The organism is Flavobacterium sp. (genome assembly GCF_050696275.1).
GTDB lineage: Bacteria > Bacteroidota > Bacteroidia > Flavobacteriales > Flavobacteriaceae > Flavobacterium.
In genome coordinates, this window is sequence record NZ_JBOGUT010000007.1 from 70,826 (window position 1) to 89,033 (window position 18,208).

Below are 18,208 nucleotides of genomic sequence, written 5' to 3' on the forward strand. Positions count from 1 at the left end.
AAAAAGGAACTCATATTATTTTTTTGTTTTTTGAAAGACTCAGTCATAATCCAAAGTATTTCCGTTTTCATCATTAAAAAAAAGAGTTTTAAAAAAGCTATTATTTTACTTTTTTTTAAAGTAAATTATTGGAAAGTTCCGATGGTTAAAAGTGGATATTACTTATTTTTGTAGAAAATAACTAACAACACACTTATGACAATCTCAATAGGAAACGACCACGCAGGGCCGGAATATAAAAAAGCAATTGTAGAACACTTGGAAAGTAAGGGACATACAATTATCAATCATGGAACCGATACTTTTGAAAGTGTTGATTATCCTGATTTTGGCCATGCAGTCGCCATAGATGTTGAAACTAAAAAAGCAGATTTTGGAATCGTTATTTGTGGTTCAGGAAACGGCATTGCTATTACTGCAAATAAACACCAAGGAGTGCGAGCTGCGATTTGCTGGATAAACGAAATCGCTGCTTTGGCCCGTCAGCACAATGATGCCAACATTATAAGTATTCCGGCGAGATATACAAATATAAAACAAGCTGTTGAAATGGTTGATACTTTTCTTACTACTGATTTTGAAGGTGGAAGACATGCAACCAGAGTGAATAAAATTGCCTGCCAATAAATTTAACCTGACAGTTTTAAGGATTAAAGATAGCTTCGTTATTTTTTAAACTCCCAAATTGTTTTTTTCAAAAGACGATGAGCGATAACCACGTACACATTCATAAACATGAGGTAAAAGGGAAAAATTTAATCTATTCCATTTTACTGAATCTAGCCATAACTGCAGCTCAGGTTGTAGGTGGAATTATTTCCGGGAGCTTGGCTTTGATTTCGGATGCTTTGCATAATTTTTCAGATGTGCTTTCATTGGTTTTCAGTCTTGTGGCACATAAACTATCAAGGAAAAAAGCATCTTTAGATCAGACTTTCGGTTATAAGCGGGCAGATTTAATTGCAGCATTTGTTAATGCTTCTACTTTAATTATTGTGGCTCTGTTTTTAATTTACGGTGCTATAGAGCGTTTTTTCTACCCACATGCTATAGAATCGGGATTGGTAATCTGGCTGGCACTTTTAGGAATTGCAGTAAATGGTTTTTCGGTTTTATTACTCAAAAAAGACGCAGATCACAATATTAATATGAAGTCAGCTTATTTGCATTTGCTGACAGACATGATGGCTTCAGTAGCGGTTTTAATTGGCGGATTGCTAATGAAATTTTTCGGATGGTTTTGGGTAGACAGCGTTATGACTATACTGATCGCAGTTTATTTAATTGTTGTTGGAATCGATTTATTGAAAAAATCCACGAAAATGTTAATGCTCTTTACACCGGATCATATTGACATTAAAGAAATTGTACGTGAAGTGCATAAAATTTCGGGAGTAAACAAACTCCACCACATTCATGTTTGGCATCTGAACGACGAAGAATTACATCTGGAGGCCCATTTAGATTGTTTGGAAGATATTAAAATGAGTGAATTCAATAGTTTACTTAACGAAATAGAATTGGTTTTATTTGAAAAATTCCACATCAACCATATCAACATTCAACCTGAATTTAAAAAAGAAGACCCAAAAGACTTTATTGTTCAGGATTAACCCCAAAAATCAAATTACCATTTAATGACAAGTATCGAATACATCCTGAAGTTTGTGCCAACAGCTTCCAAAAATATTGAGGCGACCCTTCAATTATTGTCAGAAGACTGTACTATTCCTTTTATTTCGCGTTACCGAAAAGATAAAACAGGAAACCTTGATGAGGTTCAGATTGAACAAATCGCTAAATCAAAAAAGCAGTTTGACGAAATTGTCAAGCGGAAAGAAAGCATTTTAAAATCAATTGAAGAACAAAATGCCCTGACCTCTGAATTGGAACAAAAAATCAAAAACAGTTACGATTTGCAGGAATTGGAAGATTTCTATTTACCCTATAAAAAGAAGAAAAAAACTAAGGCAGATGTCGCTCGTGAAAACGGATTGGAACCGCTGGCAAAAATAATCATGAGTCAGCGAAATGATGATATCGAATTTTTGGCTTCGAAATACCTGAACGATAAGGTTGTTAATGAAGACGATGCTTTACAAGGTGCTCGCGATATTATTGCCGAATGGATTAACGAAAACATTTACATCAGGAAAAACCTAAGAAGAGTATTTCAGCGTAAAGCAGTTGTTGTTACTAAAGTGGTTAAAACCAAAAAAGAGGACGAAGCGGCGCAAAAATTTTCACAATATTTTGATTGGTCTGAACCATTAGGCAAAGCACCATCACACAGATTATTGGCCATGCTTCGGGCAGAAAAAGAAGGATTTATCAAACTTTCTGTTGATGTTGAAAAAGAAGAAATCATCAGTTTTATTGAAGATAACGTCATCAAATCCAAAAATGACACAACGGAACATCTTCAATTAGCCATAAAAGACAGTTATAAGCGTTTGCTTGAACCTGCAATTTCCAACGAAACACTGCAAGAAGCTAAAGAAAAGGCTGATGTAAACTCGATTCAGGTTTTTGCTGGTAACTTGAGCCAGTTGCTTTTAGCTTCTCCGCTGGGTGAAAAAAGAATTCTGGCTATTGACCCTGGATTCAGAACCGGTTGCAAAGTGGTATGTCTGGACGAAAAAGGCGATTTATTATACAATGAAACCATTTTCCCGCACGCACCGCAAAACGACACTGCAATGGCGATGAAAAAAATCAGATCTATGGTAAACGCTTATAATGTGGAAGCCATTTCTATCGGTAACGGAACGGCTTCCCGTGAAACGGAATTTTTTATCAAAAAAATAGCTTTCGACAAACCGGTTCAGGTTTTTGTGGTTTCTGAAGCAGGAGCATCAGTTTATTCTGCTTCAAAAATTGCCAGAGAAGAATTTCCCAATTACGACGTAACAGTTCGTGGTTCGGTTTCTATCGGAAGACGATTGTCAGATCCGTTAGCCGAATTGGTAAAAATAGACCCGAAATCTATTGGCGTCGGACAATACCAACACGATGTAGATCAAGCCAAATTAAAAGAGGAATTGGATAATACGGTTATCCGTTGCGTGAATTCCGTTGGGATTAACATTAATACGGCGAGTAAATCGTTATTGAGTTATGTTTCCGGAATTGGAGAAAAAATGGCTGAAAACATCGTCGCTTTCCGAAGTGAAAACGGGCCGTTTGAAGACAGAAAACAGTTAAAAAAAGTACCGAGATTAGGCGAAAAAGCATACCAGCAGGCAGCTGCATTTATCAGAATCCGTGAGGCAAAAAATCCACTGGATAATTCAGCAGTTCATCCGGAAGCGTATGGAATTGTGGAAAAAATGGCAAAAGACATCGGTATAAAAGTGAATGAACTGATTGCGAACAAAGAAAAAATTGCTTTGGTAAAACCAGAAAACTATATCACGAATGATGTTGGGATTTTAGGATTAAAAGACATTTTGAAGGAATTGGAAAAGCCGGGATTAGATCCAAGAAAAGCGGCTAAAGTTTTCGAATTTGACCCGAATGTAAAAACCATGAAGGATTTAAGAACCGGAATGGTATTACCGGGGATCGTCAATAACATTACCAATTTCGGTTGTTTTGTGGACATAGGGTTAAAAGAAAGCGGTCTTGTTCACATCTCCCAACTTAAAGAAGGATTTGTTTCTGATGTAAATGAGGTTGTCAAACTTCACCAACACGTTCAGGTAAAAGTAACCGAAGTGGACGAAGCCAGAAAAAGAATTCAACTGTCGATGATTTTATAAAATAAAAGACCCCGAAAATCAAATAGATATTCGGGGTTTTATTTTCTTATTCAGGAAACTATTGTTTGTTTTCTTCTTCTTTTTTTGAATCAGCAGGCTTATCTTCACCTTTTGCAGCATCTTTAAATTCTTTGATTCCGCTTCCTAAACCTTTCATCAATTCCGGAATTTTTTTACCTCCAAAAAGCAATAAAACAATAACCAGTATAACAATAATCTCTGTAGTTCCTAATCTTCCCATAACTTATAAATTTTGCTGACGCAAGTTTTTAAAATATTAAGCAAATATACCAAAGAATTTAAGAAACCATTATTTTTTAACGATTTATTATTAGTATCAAACTAACAAGCCTTTCTAATTCTTATATTTGTGAGATAGTTTATTACTTATGTCAGAAAAAAGATTAAAACGCAAAGCATTTCTAAATAAAATTACCACAAAAAACAGACTGGTTATTTTAAATGAGGAAACTTTTGAAGAAATTTTTTCTTTCAAACTCAACATTGTTAATGTTTTTATTGCGGCCACAATAGGAGCTATTTTACTGATTTCGGTTACAAGTTATATCATTGCTTTTACACCGCTTCGGGAATATATTCCAGGATATGCTTCTACAAAATTAAAGCAGGACGCAATTGTTTTGGGATTAAAATCCGATTCTCTCGAATTTGCTTTAAAAAAGAACGATGCTTATATTCAGTCCGTCAGAAAAGTGCTTACAGGTGATTTGGAATATGCCAAAGTCAACAAAGATTCAATCATGGCTTCTGAGTTCGTGGATCCGTCCGAATATAATTTTGAAGCTTCAAAAGAAGAATTGGAATTAAGAAAACAAGTAGAAGAAGAGGCTAAGAATAACAAAAAGAAATAAAGTATGGAATGGTTAAATCAAATAGTTCCAATGCCATTTTTATGTGGAATGATTTTTACCATTGCAGGATTAATCCAATATTATTTTCCACCAAAGAATATTAACCAATTTTACGGCTACAGAACATCAGCATCTATGTCTTCTAAAGAGAAATGGGACTTTGCCCAAAAATTTTCATCGGTTAAATTAATACAAATAGGTTTAATCCTCGGACTACTTTCCTTAACAGGTTTTATAGTAGACTTTAACGATCAGGCAAATTTAATAGCCGGGATTGTATTGGCTTTGCTATCTGTCCTTGTACTTTTGATTTCTACTGAAAATGCACTCAAAAATAAATTTCCAAACACCTAATTCAAAATGTCTTTAAAAGCATTTTTTGCCAAACAGTTTGCTGTCAGAATTCATCAGAAAACTCAAAAATGGGTTCAAAATCCCATTGAAACTCAACAAAAAGTTTTTCAGGAATTAATCCGTCAAGCGAAAGATACTCAGTTTGGAAAAGACCACCATTTCCAGCAAATCAGATCCGTTGAAGAGTTCACTAAAAACGTACCTGTTCGGGATTACGAAGAATTGAAGCCGTATGTTGACAAAGTGGTAAAAGGCGCAGCAGATATTCTCTGGAAGGGAAAACCGCTGTATTTTGCCAAAACATCAGGAACAACTTCCGGTGCCAAATACATTCCACTGACTAAAGAATCCATGCCTTTTCATATTGAAGCAGCCCGAAACGCCATCTTGGGTTACATTTATGAAACAGGTAAAGCCGATTTTGTTGACGGAAAAATGATTTTTCTGCAAGGAAGCCCGATTCTGGAGGAAAAAAACGGAATCAAATTAGGTCGTCTTTCCGGAATTGTAGCACATTTTGTTCCGAAATATTTACAAAAAAACCGAATGCCTTCTTGGGAAACCAATTGTATCGAAGATTGGGAAACCAAAGTGAATGCAATTGTAGAAGAAACATTTAATGAAAATATGTCGGTTATTTCAGGAATTCCTTCCTGGGTTCAAATGTATTTTGAAAAACTGAATGAAAAAGGGAGAAAACCCGTTGGGGAAATTTTCAAAAACTTTAATTTATTCATTTATGGAGGTGTAAATTATGAACCGTATCGCGCCAAATTTGAAAATCTGATTGGAAGAAAAGTAGATTCAATAGAATTATTTCCTGCCTCTGAAGGGTTTTTTGCCTATCAGGATTCCCAAAAAGAAAAAGGGATGTTGTTGCTATTGAATTCCGGAATCTTCTACGAGTTTATCAAAGCGGATGAATTTTTTACCGAAAACCCTAAAAGGCATACAATTGGAGAAGTAGCATTAGACATCAATTATGTTTTGATTATTTCTACCAATGCAGGACTTTGGGCTTATAATATTGGTGATACCGTTCAGTTTACAAGTCTAAAACCCTATAAAATTATCGTATCAGGACGAATCAAACATTATATTTCTGCTTTTGGCGAACATGTTATCGGTAAAGAAGTTGAGACTGCGTTGCAGGAAGCAATGGAAGGAACCTCTGTGAGGATCAATGAGTTTACCGTGGCACCACAAATTAATCCAACAGATGGATTGCCCTATCACGAATGGTGCATCGAATTTGAAAACGAACCTGAAAACAAAGAAGCTTTTGCGCTGGATATTGACAACGCCATGCGCAAACAAAATGTCTATTACGACGATTTAATTGTTGGTCATGTTTTACGGACGGTGGTTATTTCAAAAGTTGTTAAAAACGGATTTCAGGATTATATGAAATACATTGGAAAATTAGGTGGTCAAAACAAACTACCGCGACTTTCCAACGACAGAAAAATTGTCGATCTACTCAAAAGAGAATAAGAAAATGAAGATAGCAAAAAGAGTTGCAGTGCTGTTGTTTTTAGCAGGTTTTTCGGCTGCAGCCCAAATAAAAGGAACTGTAAAAGACAGTCTTTCAGGAAAACCAATTCCGTACGTAAATATATGGGTGGCCAATGAAAATATTGGAACAACTTCGGAAGAAAATGGAGAATTTACCATTACTCCAACAGATAAAAATAAAAATTTAATTTTTTCGGTATTAGGCTTTGAAAAAAAGACGGTCAGAGCTTTGGAGAACATGAAAGTTAATTTAAAACCCGTAGCCTATCAATTGGACGAAGTTTTCGTTGCTCCGCAAAGGCATGAAACGAGAGAAATTGAAATTGGTCAAACGGAAAATAAAATTTACCAGGCATTTGACAACGGACCAAGGATTGACACCAAATTTTTTCCTTACAGTGCTGCTTATAAAAAAACAAAATTTATCAAACAGGTTTCTATTCAAACGGATAGCAAAATAGCCGATGCACTTATTAAAATTCACTTTTATAGTGTTGATTCTAATGGGTTTCCGGGAGAAGAGCTTATAGACAAAGATTATGTTGTTTCAGTAAAAAAAGGAGTCAGAAAAAGCTTTTTTAATGTCACGGAATTAAATTTGATAATGCCTAAAAAAGGCCTTTTTGTAGGATTTGAAAAGCTGATAATTGAAAGAAACAAACTGGAAAAAACCACCACGAATTTAAACACAAACAAAACAGAAATACAAAAAACATATTTCCCTTTTGTTTTATACAATAATGTGGAAAGAGAATTTCTATTTACGTTTTCAGGTGGGAAATGGAATAAGAAAACGAAGAAAAATTCTGGAGCTCCTTTGGAGAAAATAACGATATCCGAACCGGCAATAAATCTAATCCTCACCAACTAAAAAATAAAAACCTTACCTTTGCAGGTTAGAAAATAAAAATTGATGAAAGAAATTAAAAACATTTCGCGCTCAAGAGCGCAAGAATCGTCGGCAGCTATCGAACGATTGTACATTACCATGAGGCATTTATTTAACAGAGGTTTTTATAAACCAATGGGTGTTTCAGGAGAAACTTTAAGAGAAGCATTGCTTGCATTGCGACCTGAAATTTACGGCTCTATTGCAGAAGAAAAAGTAGAGTTAAACGGGTTATTATACGTTATTGAACGATTACCTGTTGGAATAGAAGAATGCCGTTATATTAACTTAACTTCAGATGAAGGTTACTCAAACTCCCACTTTCAGGCTATAGTTCCGCCAAAAAGAAGAAGAAACTGTTATCGTATTGACGACGAGCAGATGAATGTTGAAATTACCCGCGGACGCTCTGATATTTATGACATTTTAACGCATTTGACCTTCATTTTTATCGAATCGCATAAAATTAAAGACAGAGTTCTGATTGATGATGAAGGTTCTGTTTCACGCGATTGGCAAAAATTGGAACAAGCAGCACTGCAAAGTAAAAAACTAACCCTGATAGAGAGAGAAATTGCGATTTCTCATGCGGCAAATATTTTAGGAAGAACTTTTGCTGAGGTAAAAGATATTTACGATGATTTCGGGAATGCTTCAGCACCGGACCGTTTCCTTCATATTGTGTATTGGTTAGGAAAATTAGCTATCGAAGAAGTAGTCGAAAACAACAAGAGAACCATTACTTTCAGCCCTATTTTAAGAGAGCGTTTAGGACATCATATCCATGGAGAAATCTGGGCAAATGACATCAAAGAAATATTAAAGAAAAACGATTTATTGTCAAGACCGATTCACATCATAAGTGCCAATATGCACAGTGTGATGAATTCGATTTTTGCTACTCATGTTTTAAAAACGAAATTTAAAGACAAATCTGACTTTGTTATTTATGAAGAGTTAAGTAAATCAGGAGCCAATGATCTTCGCGATAAAGTTTCGGCTTTTGCGTTAAATCACGGGATGATTCCTTTATTGGATACATCAGGAACCAATATCGATGTTCAGATCTTTGATACTGCTAAAATTGATTGGGCCAAATCTGCTTTTCCAAAGGCTAAAATTGGCAAAGAAGCTCCGGTTTTAATCGTAATGGATTATGCTTTTGGTGAGCAGGCTTTCGAAACAATAGATGAATTATTGAAACCATATAAAGTTAATAAGACTAAAACATTATTAAACGTGGAATCGGTTTCTATCATGGGTAAAGCCGGAATTCTTGAAGGAGGAAAAGGAGATATTATGATTCCTAATGCTCATGTCAATGAAGGAACTGCTGATAATTATCCTTTCCACAATGAATTATCCGCGGCGATGTTCGAAGGAAATGACATTCCTGTTTATGCCGGACCAATGATTACTGTTTTAGGAACATCTCTTCAAAACAGAGAATTATTAAAATTCTTCCACGAATCTACATGGGAAGCCATCGGATTAGAAATGGAAGGGGCGTATTATCAAAAAGCGATACAATCGGCATCAAGAATCAGAAAGAGCATCAATCAGGACGTAAAAGTGCGTTATGCTTACTATGCTTCGGATAATCCTTTAGAGACAGGAAGCACATTAGCATCAGGTGGTTTAGGAACAACAGGAGTAAAACCGACGTATCTGATTACAATAAAAATATTAGAGCAAATTTTCAACGTATAATTATTCGAAATGAATTTTACTGAAACGAATTTAAAAGGCTGTTTTGTGTTAGAGCCAAAAATTTTCAAGGACGAAAGAGGTTTTTTTATGGAAAGCTTTAACGAGAGCACTTTTGAAAAAGGAGTTGGTCAAAAAGTCCACTTTGTCCAGGACAATCAGTCATTTTCATCCAAAGGAGTTTTGCGTGGATTGCATTATCAGACAAAGGAACATGCACAGGCTAAATTAGTGCGTGTTCTTGCAGGAGAAGTGCTAGACGTAGCCGTCGATATGAGACCGGAATCGCCTACTTACGGGCAGTCGTTTTCGATACTTTTATCGGGAGAAAACCAAAAACAATTATTTATCCCAAGAGGTTTTGCGCATGGGTTTTTAGTTACAAGTGAAAAAGCGGCCTTCTTTTACAAATGCGATAATTTTTACAATAAGGAATCGGAAGGAGGCGTAATTTATAACGATCCGACTTTAAAGATTGATTGGAAGTTTTCTGAAGCAGATCTAATTATTTCTGAAAAAGACGCAATTTTACCCACAATAGAAAATGCTAAAAAAGTATGGTAATCTTAGTTACAGGAGCATCAGGACAATTGGGACAATCTATTCAGCATATTGCGCCAAGTTATACTGATTTACAATTTATTTTTGCTTCTTCACAAGATTTGGATATTACAAATCAGGACCGGATTAATCATTTTTTTGAACATAATAAAATTGATTTTTGCATTAATACAGCCGCATATACAGCTGTCGATAAGGCCGAAATGGAAATGGAAAGAGCCGAAGCAATTAATGTTTTTGGTCCAAAATATTTAGCCGTTGCTTGTAAAAACAACAATGCAAAATTAATTCATATTTCGACTGATTTTGTTTTTGACGGTTCGGCTGAAAAACCATATTCTGAGGCAGATAAAACAAATCCGTTAGGGGTTTATGGCAAAACAAAATTAGAAGGTGAACAAGCTGTTATTGATCATTGCAGTGCTTATTTTATAATAAGGACATCATGGGTTTATTCTCTATTTGGAAATAATTTTATGAAAACCATGTTGCGACTGGCCTCGGAAAGAGATACTTTAAGTATTGTTTCCGATCAGATTGGATCACCTACAAACGCTGTAGATTTAGCAAAAGCATTGCTTTCGATAGTAAAAAGTGATAACAGCGAATACGGTATTTATAATTTCAGCAACGAAGGAATAGCCAGCTGGTATGACTTTGCTAAAGAAATTTTCCGTGTAAACGGTATTAACATTGAAGTTAATCCAATTCCAACGGAAGCTTTTCCAACACCGGCGAAAAGACCCAAATACAGCGTATTGGACAAATCGAAAATAAAAAAGAACTTTAAGATAGAAATAAAAAGCTGGCAAGAAGCTTTACAACAAACAACATAACGAATGAAAAGAATATTAATAACAGGAGCTGCGGGATTTTTAGGATCTCATTTGTGCGATAGATTTATCAAAGAAGGATACTATGTGATTGGAATGGACAATCTGATTACTGGGGATTTAAAAAACATTGAACATCTTTTCAAGCTGGCTAATTTTGAATTTTACCACCACGATATTTCAAAATTCGTCTATGTTCCGGGGCATTTGGATTATATATTGCATTTTGCTTCTCCGGCAAGCCCGATTGATTATTTAAAAATTCCAATTCAGACATTAAAAGTAGGTTCATTGGGTACACACAACCTACTAGGATTGGCAAGAGTTAAAAAAGCGAGAATCCTGATCGCATCTACTTCTGAAGTATATGGAGATCCATTGGTTCACCCGCAAACGGAAGATTACTTTGGAAATGTAAACACTATTGGCCCACGAGGAGTTTATGATGAAGCGAAACGCTTTCAGGAATCCATCACTATGGCATACCATCGCTTCCACGGATTAGAGACCAGAATTGTGAGAATTTTTAATACATACGGACCAAGAATGCGACTCAATGATGGGCGTGTAATACCTGCTTTTATTGGTCAGGCATTACGAGGTGAGGATTTGACTATTTTCGGAAACGGAATGCAAACACGCTCATTTTGTTATGTAGACGATCAAGTAGAAGGAATCTTCAGGTTATTGCATTCAGATTATTCGGAACCGGTAAATATTGGTAATCCGGATGAAATTACTATAAAAGATTTCGCGGAAGAAATTATAAAATTAACAGGAACAAATCAAAAGATTGTCTACCACCCGTTACCGGAAAATGATCCTTTGCAACGTCAGCCAGACACTACCAGAGCAAAGGAATTGTTAGGATGGGAAGCCAAAGTTTCGCGTTCTGAAGGAATGAAAATAACGTATGAGTATTTTAAATCGCTGCCTCAAGAAGAACTTTTAAAAGAAGAACACAAGGATTTTTCTGGATTTATTCATTAATTTTTAAAATGACTAAAGGAAGGTATTCAAAATACTTGCGTCCCATAAGCATCACAATTGATTGTGTTTTACTGCTGATTTTAGCCAATTTTTTTCTAAAAGGATTTGCTGTCCATTTGCTGTATTTCATGATGTATCAAATTGTGTCATGGTGCGCATTGGCTTATTTTACCAACTTTTACGAAGTATACCGTTTTACAAAACCGGTTGAAATTATGACGATGCTATTCCGGCAACTGTTTTTGTTTACGTTGCTTGTAATGGCTTTTTTCTCTATAACAAGGGAAATTATTTTAAGTTTTAAATTACTGCTGTATTTTTTCGTGTCTTCGTTCATATATATTACCCTTTTCAAGGGATTATTATTTTATTATTTAAAAAAATACCGAATTGTTTTAGGTGGAAATTATCGGAATGCCATTATTATAGGTTATACCGAAAGTTCCCAAAACCTAAAGCATTTATTTCAGACCAGACCGGATTACGGGTACCATTTTAAAGGTTTTTTTTCAGACAAAGCAGTTAATGCTGAGATAAAAGGAGGGATTTCTGAAGTTCAGAAATTCGTTTTGGAAAACAGGATTGATGATATTTATTGTGCATTGGAAGAATTATCGGGCGATCAATTGAAAGAATTGGTTGAGTTTACCGATTATCACAAAAAAACAATCAAGTTTATTCCGGAGGCTAATGAAATTTATGCTAAAAATTTAAAGATTGATTATTATGAGTTTTTTCCGATTCTGTCTTTAAAAAGAACACCGCTGAACGAACCGCTGCTCAAGTTTGTCAAGCGTTTGTTTGATATATTATTCTCTTTGTTTATAATTCTTTTTATCCTTTCCTGGCTAATTCCAATTATAGCAATCCTGATTAAATTAGAATCCAAAGGGCCTATTTTTTTCAAACAGGGAAGACCGGGATTAGACGAAAATGAATTTTACTGTTATAAATTCCGCTCGATGCGCATTAATGATAAAACGGAAGAATCAGTAACAAAGAACGACCCTAGAATCACTAAAATAGGGACTTTCCTCAGGAAGACAAGTTTCGATGAAATGCCTCAATTTTTTAATGTTTTTATTGGTGATATGTCTATTGTTGGACCAAGACCTCATTTATGGGCTCACAATAATGAGTACCGCAGTAAAATAAAAAAATACAATTTCAGACTGCACATAAAACCTGGTATTACTGGATTGGCACAGGTTAAGGGGTTTCGAGGTGAAATCGAATCGGACGACGAAATGTTCCACAGAATAAAATATGACTTGTTTTATATCGAGAACTGGTCACTGCTTTTAGACATAAAAATTATCGTCTTAACAGTAATAAATATTTTTAAAGGACAAGAAAAAGCCTATTAATGAACGGATCAGTTTCTATAATTACGCCTACATTTAATTCAGCAAAATATATTGCCGAAACAATTCAATCTGTTCAAAAGCAAACCTATTCTAATTGGGAAATGATTATCGTGGACGACTGCTCTAAAGATAAGACAGTCGAAATCATCCAAAATTTTATGGAAGATGATCATCGAATCCATCTGATCCAAATGAATAAAAACGGAGGGCCTGCAAAAGCCAGAAACAAAGGAATTGAAAAGGCACAGGGAGATTATATGACATTTCTTGATGCTGATGACCTTTGGTTTCCTGATTTTATCGAAAACAGTATCCATTCGATTAAAGAAACCGGAATACATTTTGTGTTTTCTTCCTACCGTCGTTCCAATGAAAACCTGGAGTTTGTGTATTCTGATTTTATTGTTCCAAAGAAAGTAACGTATACAGATATTTTAAAAACAAATTCAATAAGCTGTTTAACCGCTTTTGTTGATATAAAGACTTTGGGAAAAAAAACCATGCCCGAAATATTCAAAAGACAGGATATGGGATTGTGGCTAAAATACCTGAAAGAAATTCCCTTTGCATACGGTATTCAGGAACCGAAAGCCATTTACCGCATCAGGGAAAATTCATTATCCAGAAATAAAGCCAATTTGTTGAAATACCAATGGCAGTTTTACCGTGAAGTGGAAAAACTAAACTTTTTCCAATCGGTTTATTATATGCTGCACTGGATGTATCGCGGATTTATGAAATATCGAAATTAAAGCGAAGACTGAAATTGTTTTAATTTTCCTCTTAAGGTTCGTTCCAGGATTTCTTTTCTGTTATAAGTAAAATAGAGTCCGGGCTCCAGGTATTTATCAATGGCTTCCTGAATTTTCTTTATTTGTGCCGAATTTAGCTCGATTTCACTAACATAATCAATTTCAAAAGTATCGGTTTTCGTTTGTCGGATGATAAACTCTTTTACATTTCCGTCATCTTCAATAATACTTTTGGTTACATAATAAAAAGTAAGTCCAGGTGATTTTTTTCCGCTTGGCAAAACAGCAATATCATTGGTTCTGCCTAAAAGCTGTTTCAAAACAGGTTTTTTCCAAGTGCTTTTTTCGTCCAGTATTCCAATATCACCAATGTCGTATCGGATAAACGGATGCGCCTTATTATACAAAGAAGTGATTACAATACGCCCTTCTTTGCCATTGGGAACGGGCTGGTTATTCTCATCTAAAATTTCGACAAACAGCGTTTCCGAATTGACAAGCCATTGACCATTTGGATCTTGAAAAGCAATTAAATCTAATTCTGAAGCACCATATTCATTAACAACTGGAATGCCGAATTGTGTTTCCATTAGGATTTTATCTTCCTCAAAAAGCATTTCGGAAGTTACCATACAAACCTTCAGCGACGGACAAATGTCTTTTAAAACGATGTTTTTAGCGTGTAAAAATTTGGCAAACAAAACAATAGAACTCGTATATCCATTGATATAGTCAAATTTTTTGGTCTTAAAATGGCGGAGTACTTTTTCTAAAAATGTATCCGATAAGTCAAAAATAGGAAAGCGGTATCGTTGTCCTAAAAAGTCCTTCAACCGTTCTTTCTGATAATCGATAAAGTTTAACGGGATTCCGTAAAAACGGGCCTGATAAGAAGTGTTAAAATCGATTCCGTACCATCCGAAACGGTAAATTATAGAGGTCCAGGTCAGTGCATGCGCTTCTTTGTCTTTAGCAAAAATAAACGGATCACCGCTGGAACCTGATGTTTTGTTTACAAAAACAGTTTTAGAGGAATAGCCTTTTGACAGTCTTTCTGACAGGGGTTTCTGTAAATCTTTTTTTGTCAGAACCGGTAAATCGTTCCAGTTTTGCTGTTTCAGTTCAAAAGGGCTTTTTCGAACTAACTCCTGATAGAAAGGGTTATTGTTGAGGTGAAACTCCACAATTTTTTCCCGATTCGACTCGGTAAACTGTTGATATTCTGATTCAGGAACGGCGAGAATTTCATCAAAAATCCTGTGAGCTTCCTTCATTGGGAAGCCATTTAGTTTTAAAGATAAATCAAATATTCGGAACACGGGACAGAAATTTATTCAAAAATAAGAAAACTAAGCGCACATTCTCTATAAAAATTTCCCTAATAGATTTAAACGAACTATTTTTGCAACACAAAACAAACACAACTACACAATGACAATTTTATTACTTGGTTCAGGCGGAAGAGAACATGCTTTAGCTTGGAAAATGCTTCAAAGTTCCCAATGCTCAACACTTTTTGTAGCTCCTGGAAATGCAGGAACTGCTGATATTGCAACAAACGTTTCCGTGAATCCCACTGATTTTGCAGAGGTAAAAGCATTTGCGTTGCAAAACCAGGTAAATATGATCGTGGTAGGACCGGAAGATCCATTGGTACTTGGTATCTATGATTTTTTCAAAAATGATTCCGAGATAAGCCATATTCCAGTTATCGGACCTTCAAAAGTAGGAGCACAATTAGAAGGAAGTAAAGAATTTGCTAAAGAATTTTTGGTAAAACATAACATTCCCACAGCGCGTTACCAAAGTTTTACAAAAGAGACTGTGGAAGCCGGTTGCGAATTTTTAACAACATTAAATGCACCTTACGTTTTAAAGGCAGATGGATTGGCTGCTGGAAAAGGAGTTCTGATTTTAAAAGATTTAGCCGAAGCACAACAGGAATTGAGAAACATGCTTGTTGATGCTAAATTCGGAGAAGCTTCTTCAAAAGTAGTAATTGAGGAGTTTTTGGACGGAATTGAATTAAGTTGTTTCGTTCTGACTGATGGGAAGAACTACAAAGTTCTGCCAACGGCCAAAGATTACAAACGTATTGGCGAAGGAGATACTGGTTTAAACACCGGTGGAATGGGAGCTGTTTCTCCTGTCCCTTTTGCTGACGCCGTTTTGATGGAAAAAATAGAAACCAGAATTGTAAAACCTACGATTGATGGCCTGCAAAAAGATAATATCGAATACAAAGGTTTTGTTTTTATAGGATTGATTAATGTAAAAGGGGAACCAATGGTCATCGAATACAATGTTCGTATGGGTGATCCCGAAACAGAAGTGGTAATGCCGAGAATAAAATCGGATTTAGTTGAATTGTTTCAGGCGGTAGCCAATCAAAAGCTGGATGAGGTTCACTTAGAAATCGATGAAAGAAGCGCTACAACGATTATGGTTGTTTCTGGCGGATATCCGGAAGATTACGAAAAAGGAAAAGTAATTTCAGGTTTGGAAAACATTCAGGATTCGCTTGTTTTTCACGCAGGGACAAAAATAGAAAACGGGAATATTGTTTCTAATGGAGGAAGAGTAATCGCGGTGACTTCTTATGGGAATGACTTCCAGGAGGCCATAAAAAAATCTTACCAAAACATAAACAAGTTACATTTTGATAAGATGTATTTTAGAAAAGATATCGGTTTCGACTTACTTTAAAAAAGAGTGAGCGGTTGTATCCTGATATTCGTCGTCGTTGTCTTTATGAAGTTTAAGTTGTTTAATCCAATACCATGTATAGTAAGAACAAATAACTACAAAGCCCCATGAAATAACGTTTGCAATCCACCAATTGTCAAGTTCTTCTGCACGTAAAACATCGTGTAAGGCAAAAAGAATTTGCTCAAATAGCCACTGTATTCCTTCAAAAAATGATTTCATCTTTTATATGTATTATATTTACAGGACAAAAATATAAAATATACTCATGATAACAAGCGTTTTTAGTAAATCTAGACCAATAAATTATATTTTGATAACCACTTTGTTGGTTATTTGCTTTACACTTTACCAGTTTCAGTCTAATTATAATACAATAAGCACAATAGAAATTGGTAAAAAAGTGGTGTTGTTGTTCTTGCTTATCGGGTCTTTATTTATTACCAACTTTATTACTAAGAAAAACGGATTAAGTAAAGACAACAGTTATACATTTCTTTTGTTTTTCGTTTTTTTTATCTTGTTTCCGAAAAGTTTGTCCAATGGCGCTCTTATTTTATCTAATACCTTTATTTTATTGGCTTTGCGAAGGCTTATCTCCATGCAGTCGCTGATTACCCCGAAAGAGAAAATTTTTGATGCTTCACTCTGGGTTTTTATGGCGGCTTTATTTCATTTCTGGAGTATTCTGTTTATCCTTCTCGTGTTTGTGTCGATTATCTTTCACGTTTCAAGAGATTACAGAAATTGGATAATCCCGTTCATTGCTTTTTTTGCGATTATAATCATTACTGTTTTGTTTTCACTGATTTTTGACCCGGAGTTTATAAGAAATTATATCAATCATATTGCCATCGACTTTGATTTAAAATACATAGAAAACATCTTTCAAAATATTGCTTTAACTATTTATATTATTACTGCTTTGGTCGCTTTTGTGACGATGCTGCTGATTCTGACCAACAAATCATTAAACCTGCAGTCGTCCTATAAAAAGATTATTTTTGCTTTCGTAATCGGATTGGTGATTTTCTTTATTTCTCCGGATAAAGACAACAGTTATCTTATTTTTACCTTTGTGCCGGTATCCATTATGCTGACTAATTATCTGGAAACCATAGACAAATACTGGATTAAAGAATCCATTTTGGGAATAATTATAATAGCCAGTTTTATTACTTATATTCTTCAGTTACTATAATTTATCGCCATAAGCTAAATCACCAGCGTCTCCCAATCCAGGAACAATGTAGTTTTTTTCATTGAGTTTTTCATCTAAGGCAGCGACCCATAAATGACAGTTTTTCGGAAGATTTTTTTCAAGAAAGTCAATGCCTTCCGGTGCTGCTATAACCACCGCAATGTGGATTTCTTTCGGCGTTTCTTCCGTGTGCAGCTTATTAAAAACAGCCACTAACGATTGCCCAGTCGCCAGCATCGGGTCAATTAAAATCAGATTTTTGTTTTTAAAAGAGGGAGCAGCCTTATATTCCACCAGAATATCGAAAGCATCGTCATTATTGTAATGATGGCGGTAGGCCGAAACGAATCCGTTTTCAGCATCGTCAAAAAAGTTCATAAAACCTTGATGCAAGGCTAAACCAGCTCTTAAAATGGAACACAAAACGACATTATCAGCAACAGTTGTAGTGTGTTTTACACCAATAGGAGTTTGTACTGCAATGTCTTTATATTCCAGTGTTTTACTCAATTCGTAAGCCATAATTTCACCAATTCGCTCAATGTTTTTGCGAAAACGCATACTGTCTTTTTGGATATTTACATCGCGGATTTGCGCTAAAAAATGGTTCAGAATGCTGTTTTGTTCTGAAATATAGTGGATGTGCATTAGAATTAATATTTATAATTTCAGGCTAAAAGTACAAAAAAACGCTATTTTT

General features: G+C 35.3%; 19 protein-coding genes. 15 read left to right on the forward strand and 4 right to left on the reverse strand.

What is annotated here, in order from left to right; genetic code table 11:
- Positions 1–195 precede the first annotated feature (195 nt).
- From rpiB to ACRDEC_RS05685, 3 genes are all read left to right on the forward strand, one after another.
- The gene (gene rpiB, locus ACRDEC_RS05675; protein WP_431497363.1) at positions 196–627 is read left to right on the forward strand and encodes a ribose 5-phosphate isomerase B; all 432 of its coding nucleotides are present in this window, start codon (positions 196–198) and stop codon (positions 625–627) included.
- A 77-nt stretch (positions 628–704) separates the two neighbouring features.
- On the forward strand, positions 705–1,613 hold the full coding sequence (locus ACRDEC_RS05680; RefSeq protein WP_431497364.1) for a cation diffusion facilitator family transporter: 909 nt from the start codon (positions 705–707) through the stop codon (positions 1,611–1,613).
- 24 nt (positions 1,614–1,637) lie between these two features.
- A complete protein-coding gene (locus tag ACRDEC_RS05685) occupies positions 1,638–3,761 on the forward strand; it encodes a Tex family protein (RefSeq protein ID WP_431497365.1) in 2,124 nt (707 codons plus the stop codon).
- A 58-nt stretch (positions 3,762–3,819) separates the two neighbouring features.
- On the opposite strand, the gene tatA is transcribed toward ACRDEC_RS05685, so the two are convergent.
- Positions 3,820–4,002 carry a twin-arginine translocase TatA/TatE family subunit gene (gene tatA / locus ACRDEC_RS05690; RefSeq protein ID WP_431497366.1) on the reverse strand — a complete coding sequence of 61 codons (183 nt, stop codon included), beginning with the start codon at positions 4,000–4,002 and terminating at the stop codon, positions 3,820–3,822.
- Positions 4,003–4,150: 148 nt separating this feature from the next.
- On the opposite strand from tatA, the gene ACRDEC_RS05695 reads away from it, so the two are divergent.
- From ACRDEC_RS05695 to ACRDEC_RS05740, 10 genes are read left to right on the forward strand one after another with little or no spacing between them, the layout of a single operon-like run.
- A complete protein-coding gene (locus tag ACRDEC_RS05695; RefSeq protein WP_431497367.1) occupies positions 4,151–4,633 on the forward strand; it encodes a peptidase in 483 nt (160 codons plus the stop codon).
- A gap of 3 nt (positions 4,634–4,636) precedes the next feature.
- Complete coding sequence (locus tag ACRDEC_RS05700) at positions 4,637–4,987, forward strand: SdpI family protein (RefSeq protein ID WP_431497368.1); 351 nt, start codon at positions 4,637–4,639, stop codon at positions 4,985–4,987.
- Between the two features lie 6 nt (positions 4,988–4,993).
- On the forward strand, positions 4,994–6,481 hold the full coding sequence (locus tag ACRDEC_RS05705) for a GH3 family domain-containing protein (protein ID WP_431497369.1): 1,488 nt from the start codon (positions 4,994–4,996) through the stop codon (positions 6,479–6,481).
- A 4-nt stretch (positions 6,482–6,485) separates the two neighbouring features.
- A complete protein-coding gene (locus tag ACRDEC_RS05710; RefSeq protein ID WP_431497370.1) occupies positions 6,486–7,373 on the forward strand; it encodes a carboxypeptidase-like regulatory domain-containing protein in 888 nt (295 codons plus the stop codon).
- A gap of 42 nt (positions 7,374–7,415) precedes the next feature.
- Positions 7,416–9,101, forward strand: coding sequence for a DUF6909 family protein (locus ACRDEC_RS05715; RefSeq protein WP_431497371.1), 1,686 nt, complete (start codon positions 7,416–7,418; stop codon positions 9,099–9,101).
- Between the two features lie 9 nt (positions 9,102–9,110).
- A complete protein-coding gene (gene rfbC / locus ACRDEC_RS05720) occupies positions 9,111–9,662 on the forward strand; it encodes a dTDP-4-dehydrorhamnose 3,5-epimerase (protein ID WP_431497372.1) in 552 nt (183 codons plus the stop codon).
- Positions 9,656–10,495: a dTDP-4-dehydrorhamnose reductase gene (gene rfbD, locus ACRDEC_RS05725; RefSeq protein ID WP_431497373.1), complete on the forward strand. Its 840-nt coding sequence runs from the start codon at positions 9,656–9,658 to the stop codon at positions 10,493–10,495. The genes rfbC and rfbD overlap by 7 nt, the downstream gene beginning before the upstream one ends.
- Before the next feature lie 3 nt (positions 10,496–10,498).
- Complete coding sequence (locus tag ACRDEC_RS05730) at positions 10,499–11,482, forward strand: UDP-glucuronic acid decarboxylase family protein (protein ID WP_431497374.1); 984 nt, start codon at positions 10,499–10,501, stop codon at positions 11,480–11,482.
- Positions 11,483–11,490: 8 nt separating this feature from the next.
- Positions 11,491–12,849 (forward strand): undecaprenyl-phosphate glucose phosphotransferase, encoded by a 1,359-nt coding sequence (locus ACRDEC_RS05735; protein ID WP_431497375.1) that lies wholly within the window; start codon positions 11,491–11,493, stop codon positions 12,847–12,849.
- A complete protein-coding gene (locus tag ACRDEC_RS05740; protein WP_431497376.1) occupies positions 12,849–13,601 on the forward strand; it encodes a glycosyltransferase family 2 protein in 753 nt (250 codons plus the stop codon). Before ACRDEC_RS05735 ends, ACRDEC_RS05740 begins: the two co-directional genes overlap by 1 nt.
- Here ACRDEC_RS05740 and ACRDEC_RS05745 read toward each other — a convergent pair.
- Positions 13,598–14,920 carry a phenylacetate--CoA ligase family protein gene (locus ACRDEC_RS05745; RefSeq protein ID WP_431497377.1) on the reverse strand — a complete coding sequence of 441 codons (1,323 nt, stop codon included), beginning with the start codon at positions 14,918–14,920 and terminating at the stop codon, positions 13,598–13,600. The two genes, ACRDEC_RS05740 and ACRDEC_RS05745, sit on opposite strands and share 4 nt — an antisense overlap.
- 112 nt (positions 14,921–15,032) lie before the next feature.
- Here ACRDEC_RS05745 and purD point away from each other — a divergent pair, with 112 nt between their 5' ends.
- On the forward strand, positions 15,033–16,307 hold the full coding sequence (gene purD / locus ACRDEC_RS05750) for a phosphoribosylamine--glycine ligase (protein ID WP_431497378.1): 1,275 nt from the start codon (positions 15,033–15,035) through the stop codon (positions 16,305–16,307).
- Here the strand turns inward: purD and ACRDEC_RS05755 are convergent.
- Positions 16,299–16,529, reverse strand: a complete 231-nt coding sequence (locus tag ACRDEC_RS05755; RefSeq protein ID WP_431497379.1) for a DUF6341 family protein — start codon at positions 16,527–16,529, stop codon at positions 16,299–16,301. The genes purD and ACRDEC_RS05755 overlap by 9 nt on opposite strands.
- A gap of 46 nt (positions 16,530–16,575) precedes the next feature.
- Between ACRDEC_RS05755 and ACRDEC_RS05760 the strand changes: the two genes are divergently transcribed.
- Complete coding sequence (locus ACRDEC_RS05760) at positions 16,576–17,508, forward strand: DUF6427 family protein (protein WP_431497380.1); 933 nt, start codon at positions 16,576–16,578, stop codon at positions 17,506–17,508.
- Here the strand turns inward: ACRDEC_RS05760 and upp are convergent.
- Entirely contained in the window at positions 17,503–18,156 is a 654-nt protein-coding gene (upp, locus tag ACRDEC_RS05765) for a uracil phosphoribosyltransferase (protein WP_431497381.1), read from the reverse strand. The genes ACRDEC_RS05760 and upp overlap by 6 nt on opposite strands.
- Positions 18,157–18,208: the final 52 nt, after the last annotated feature.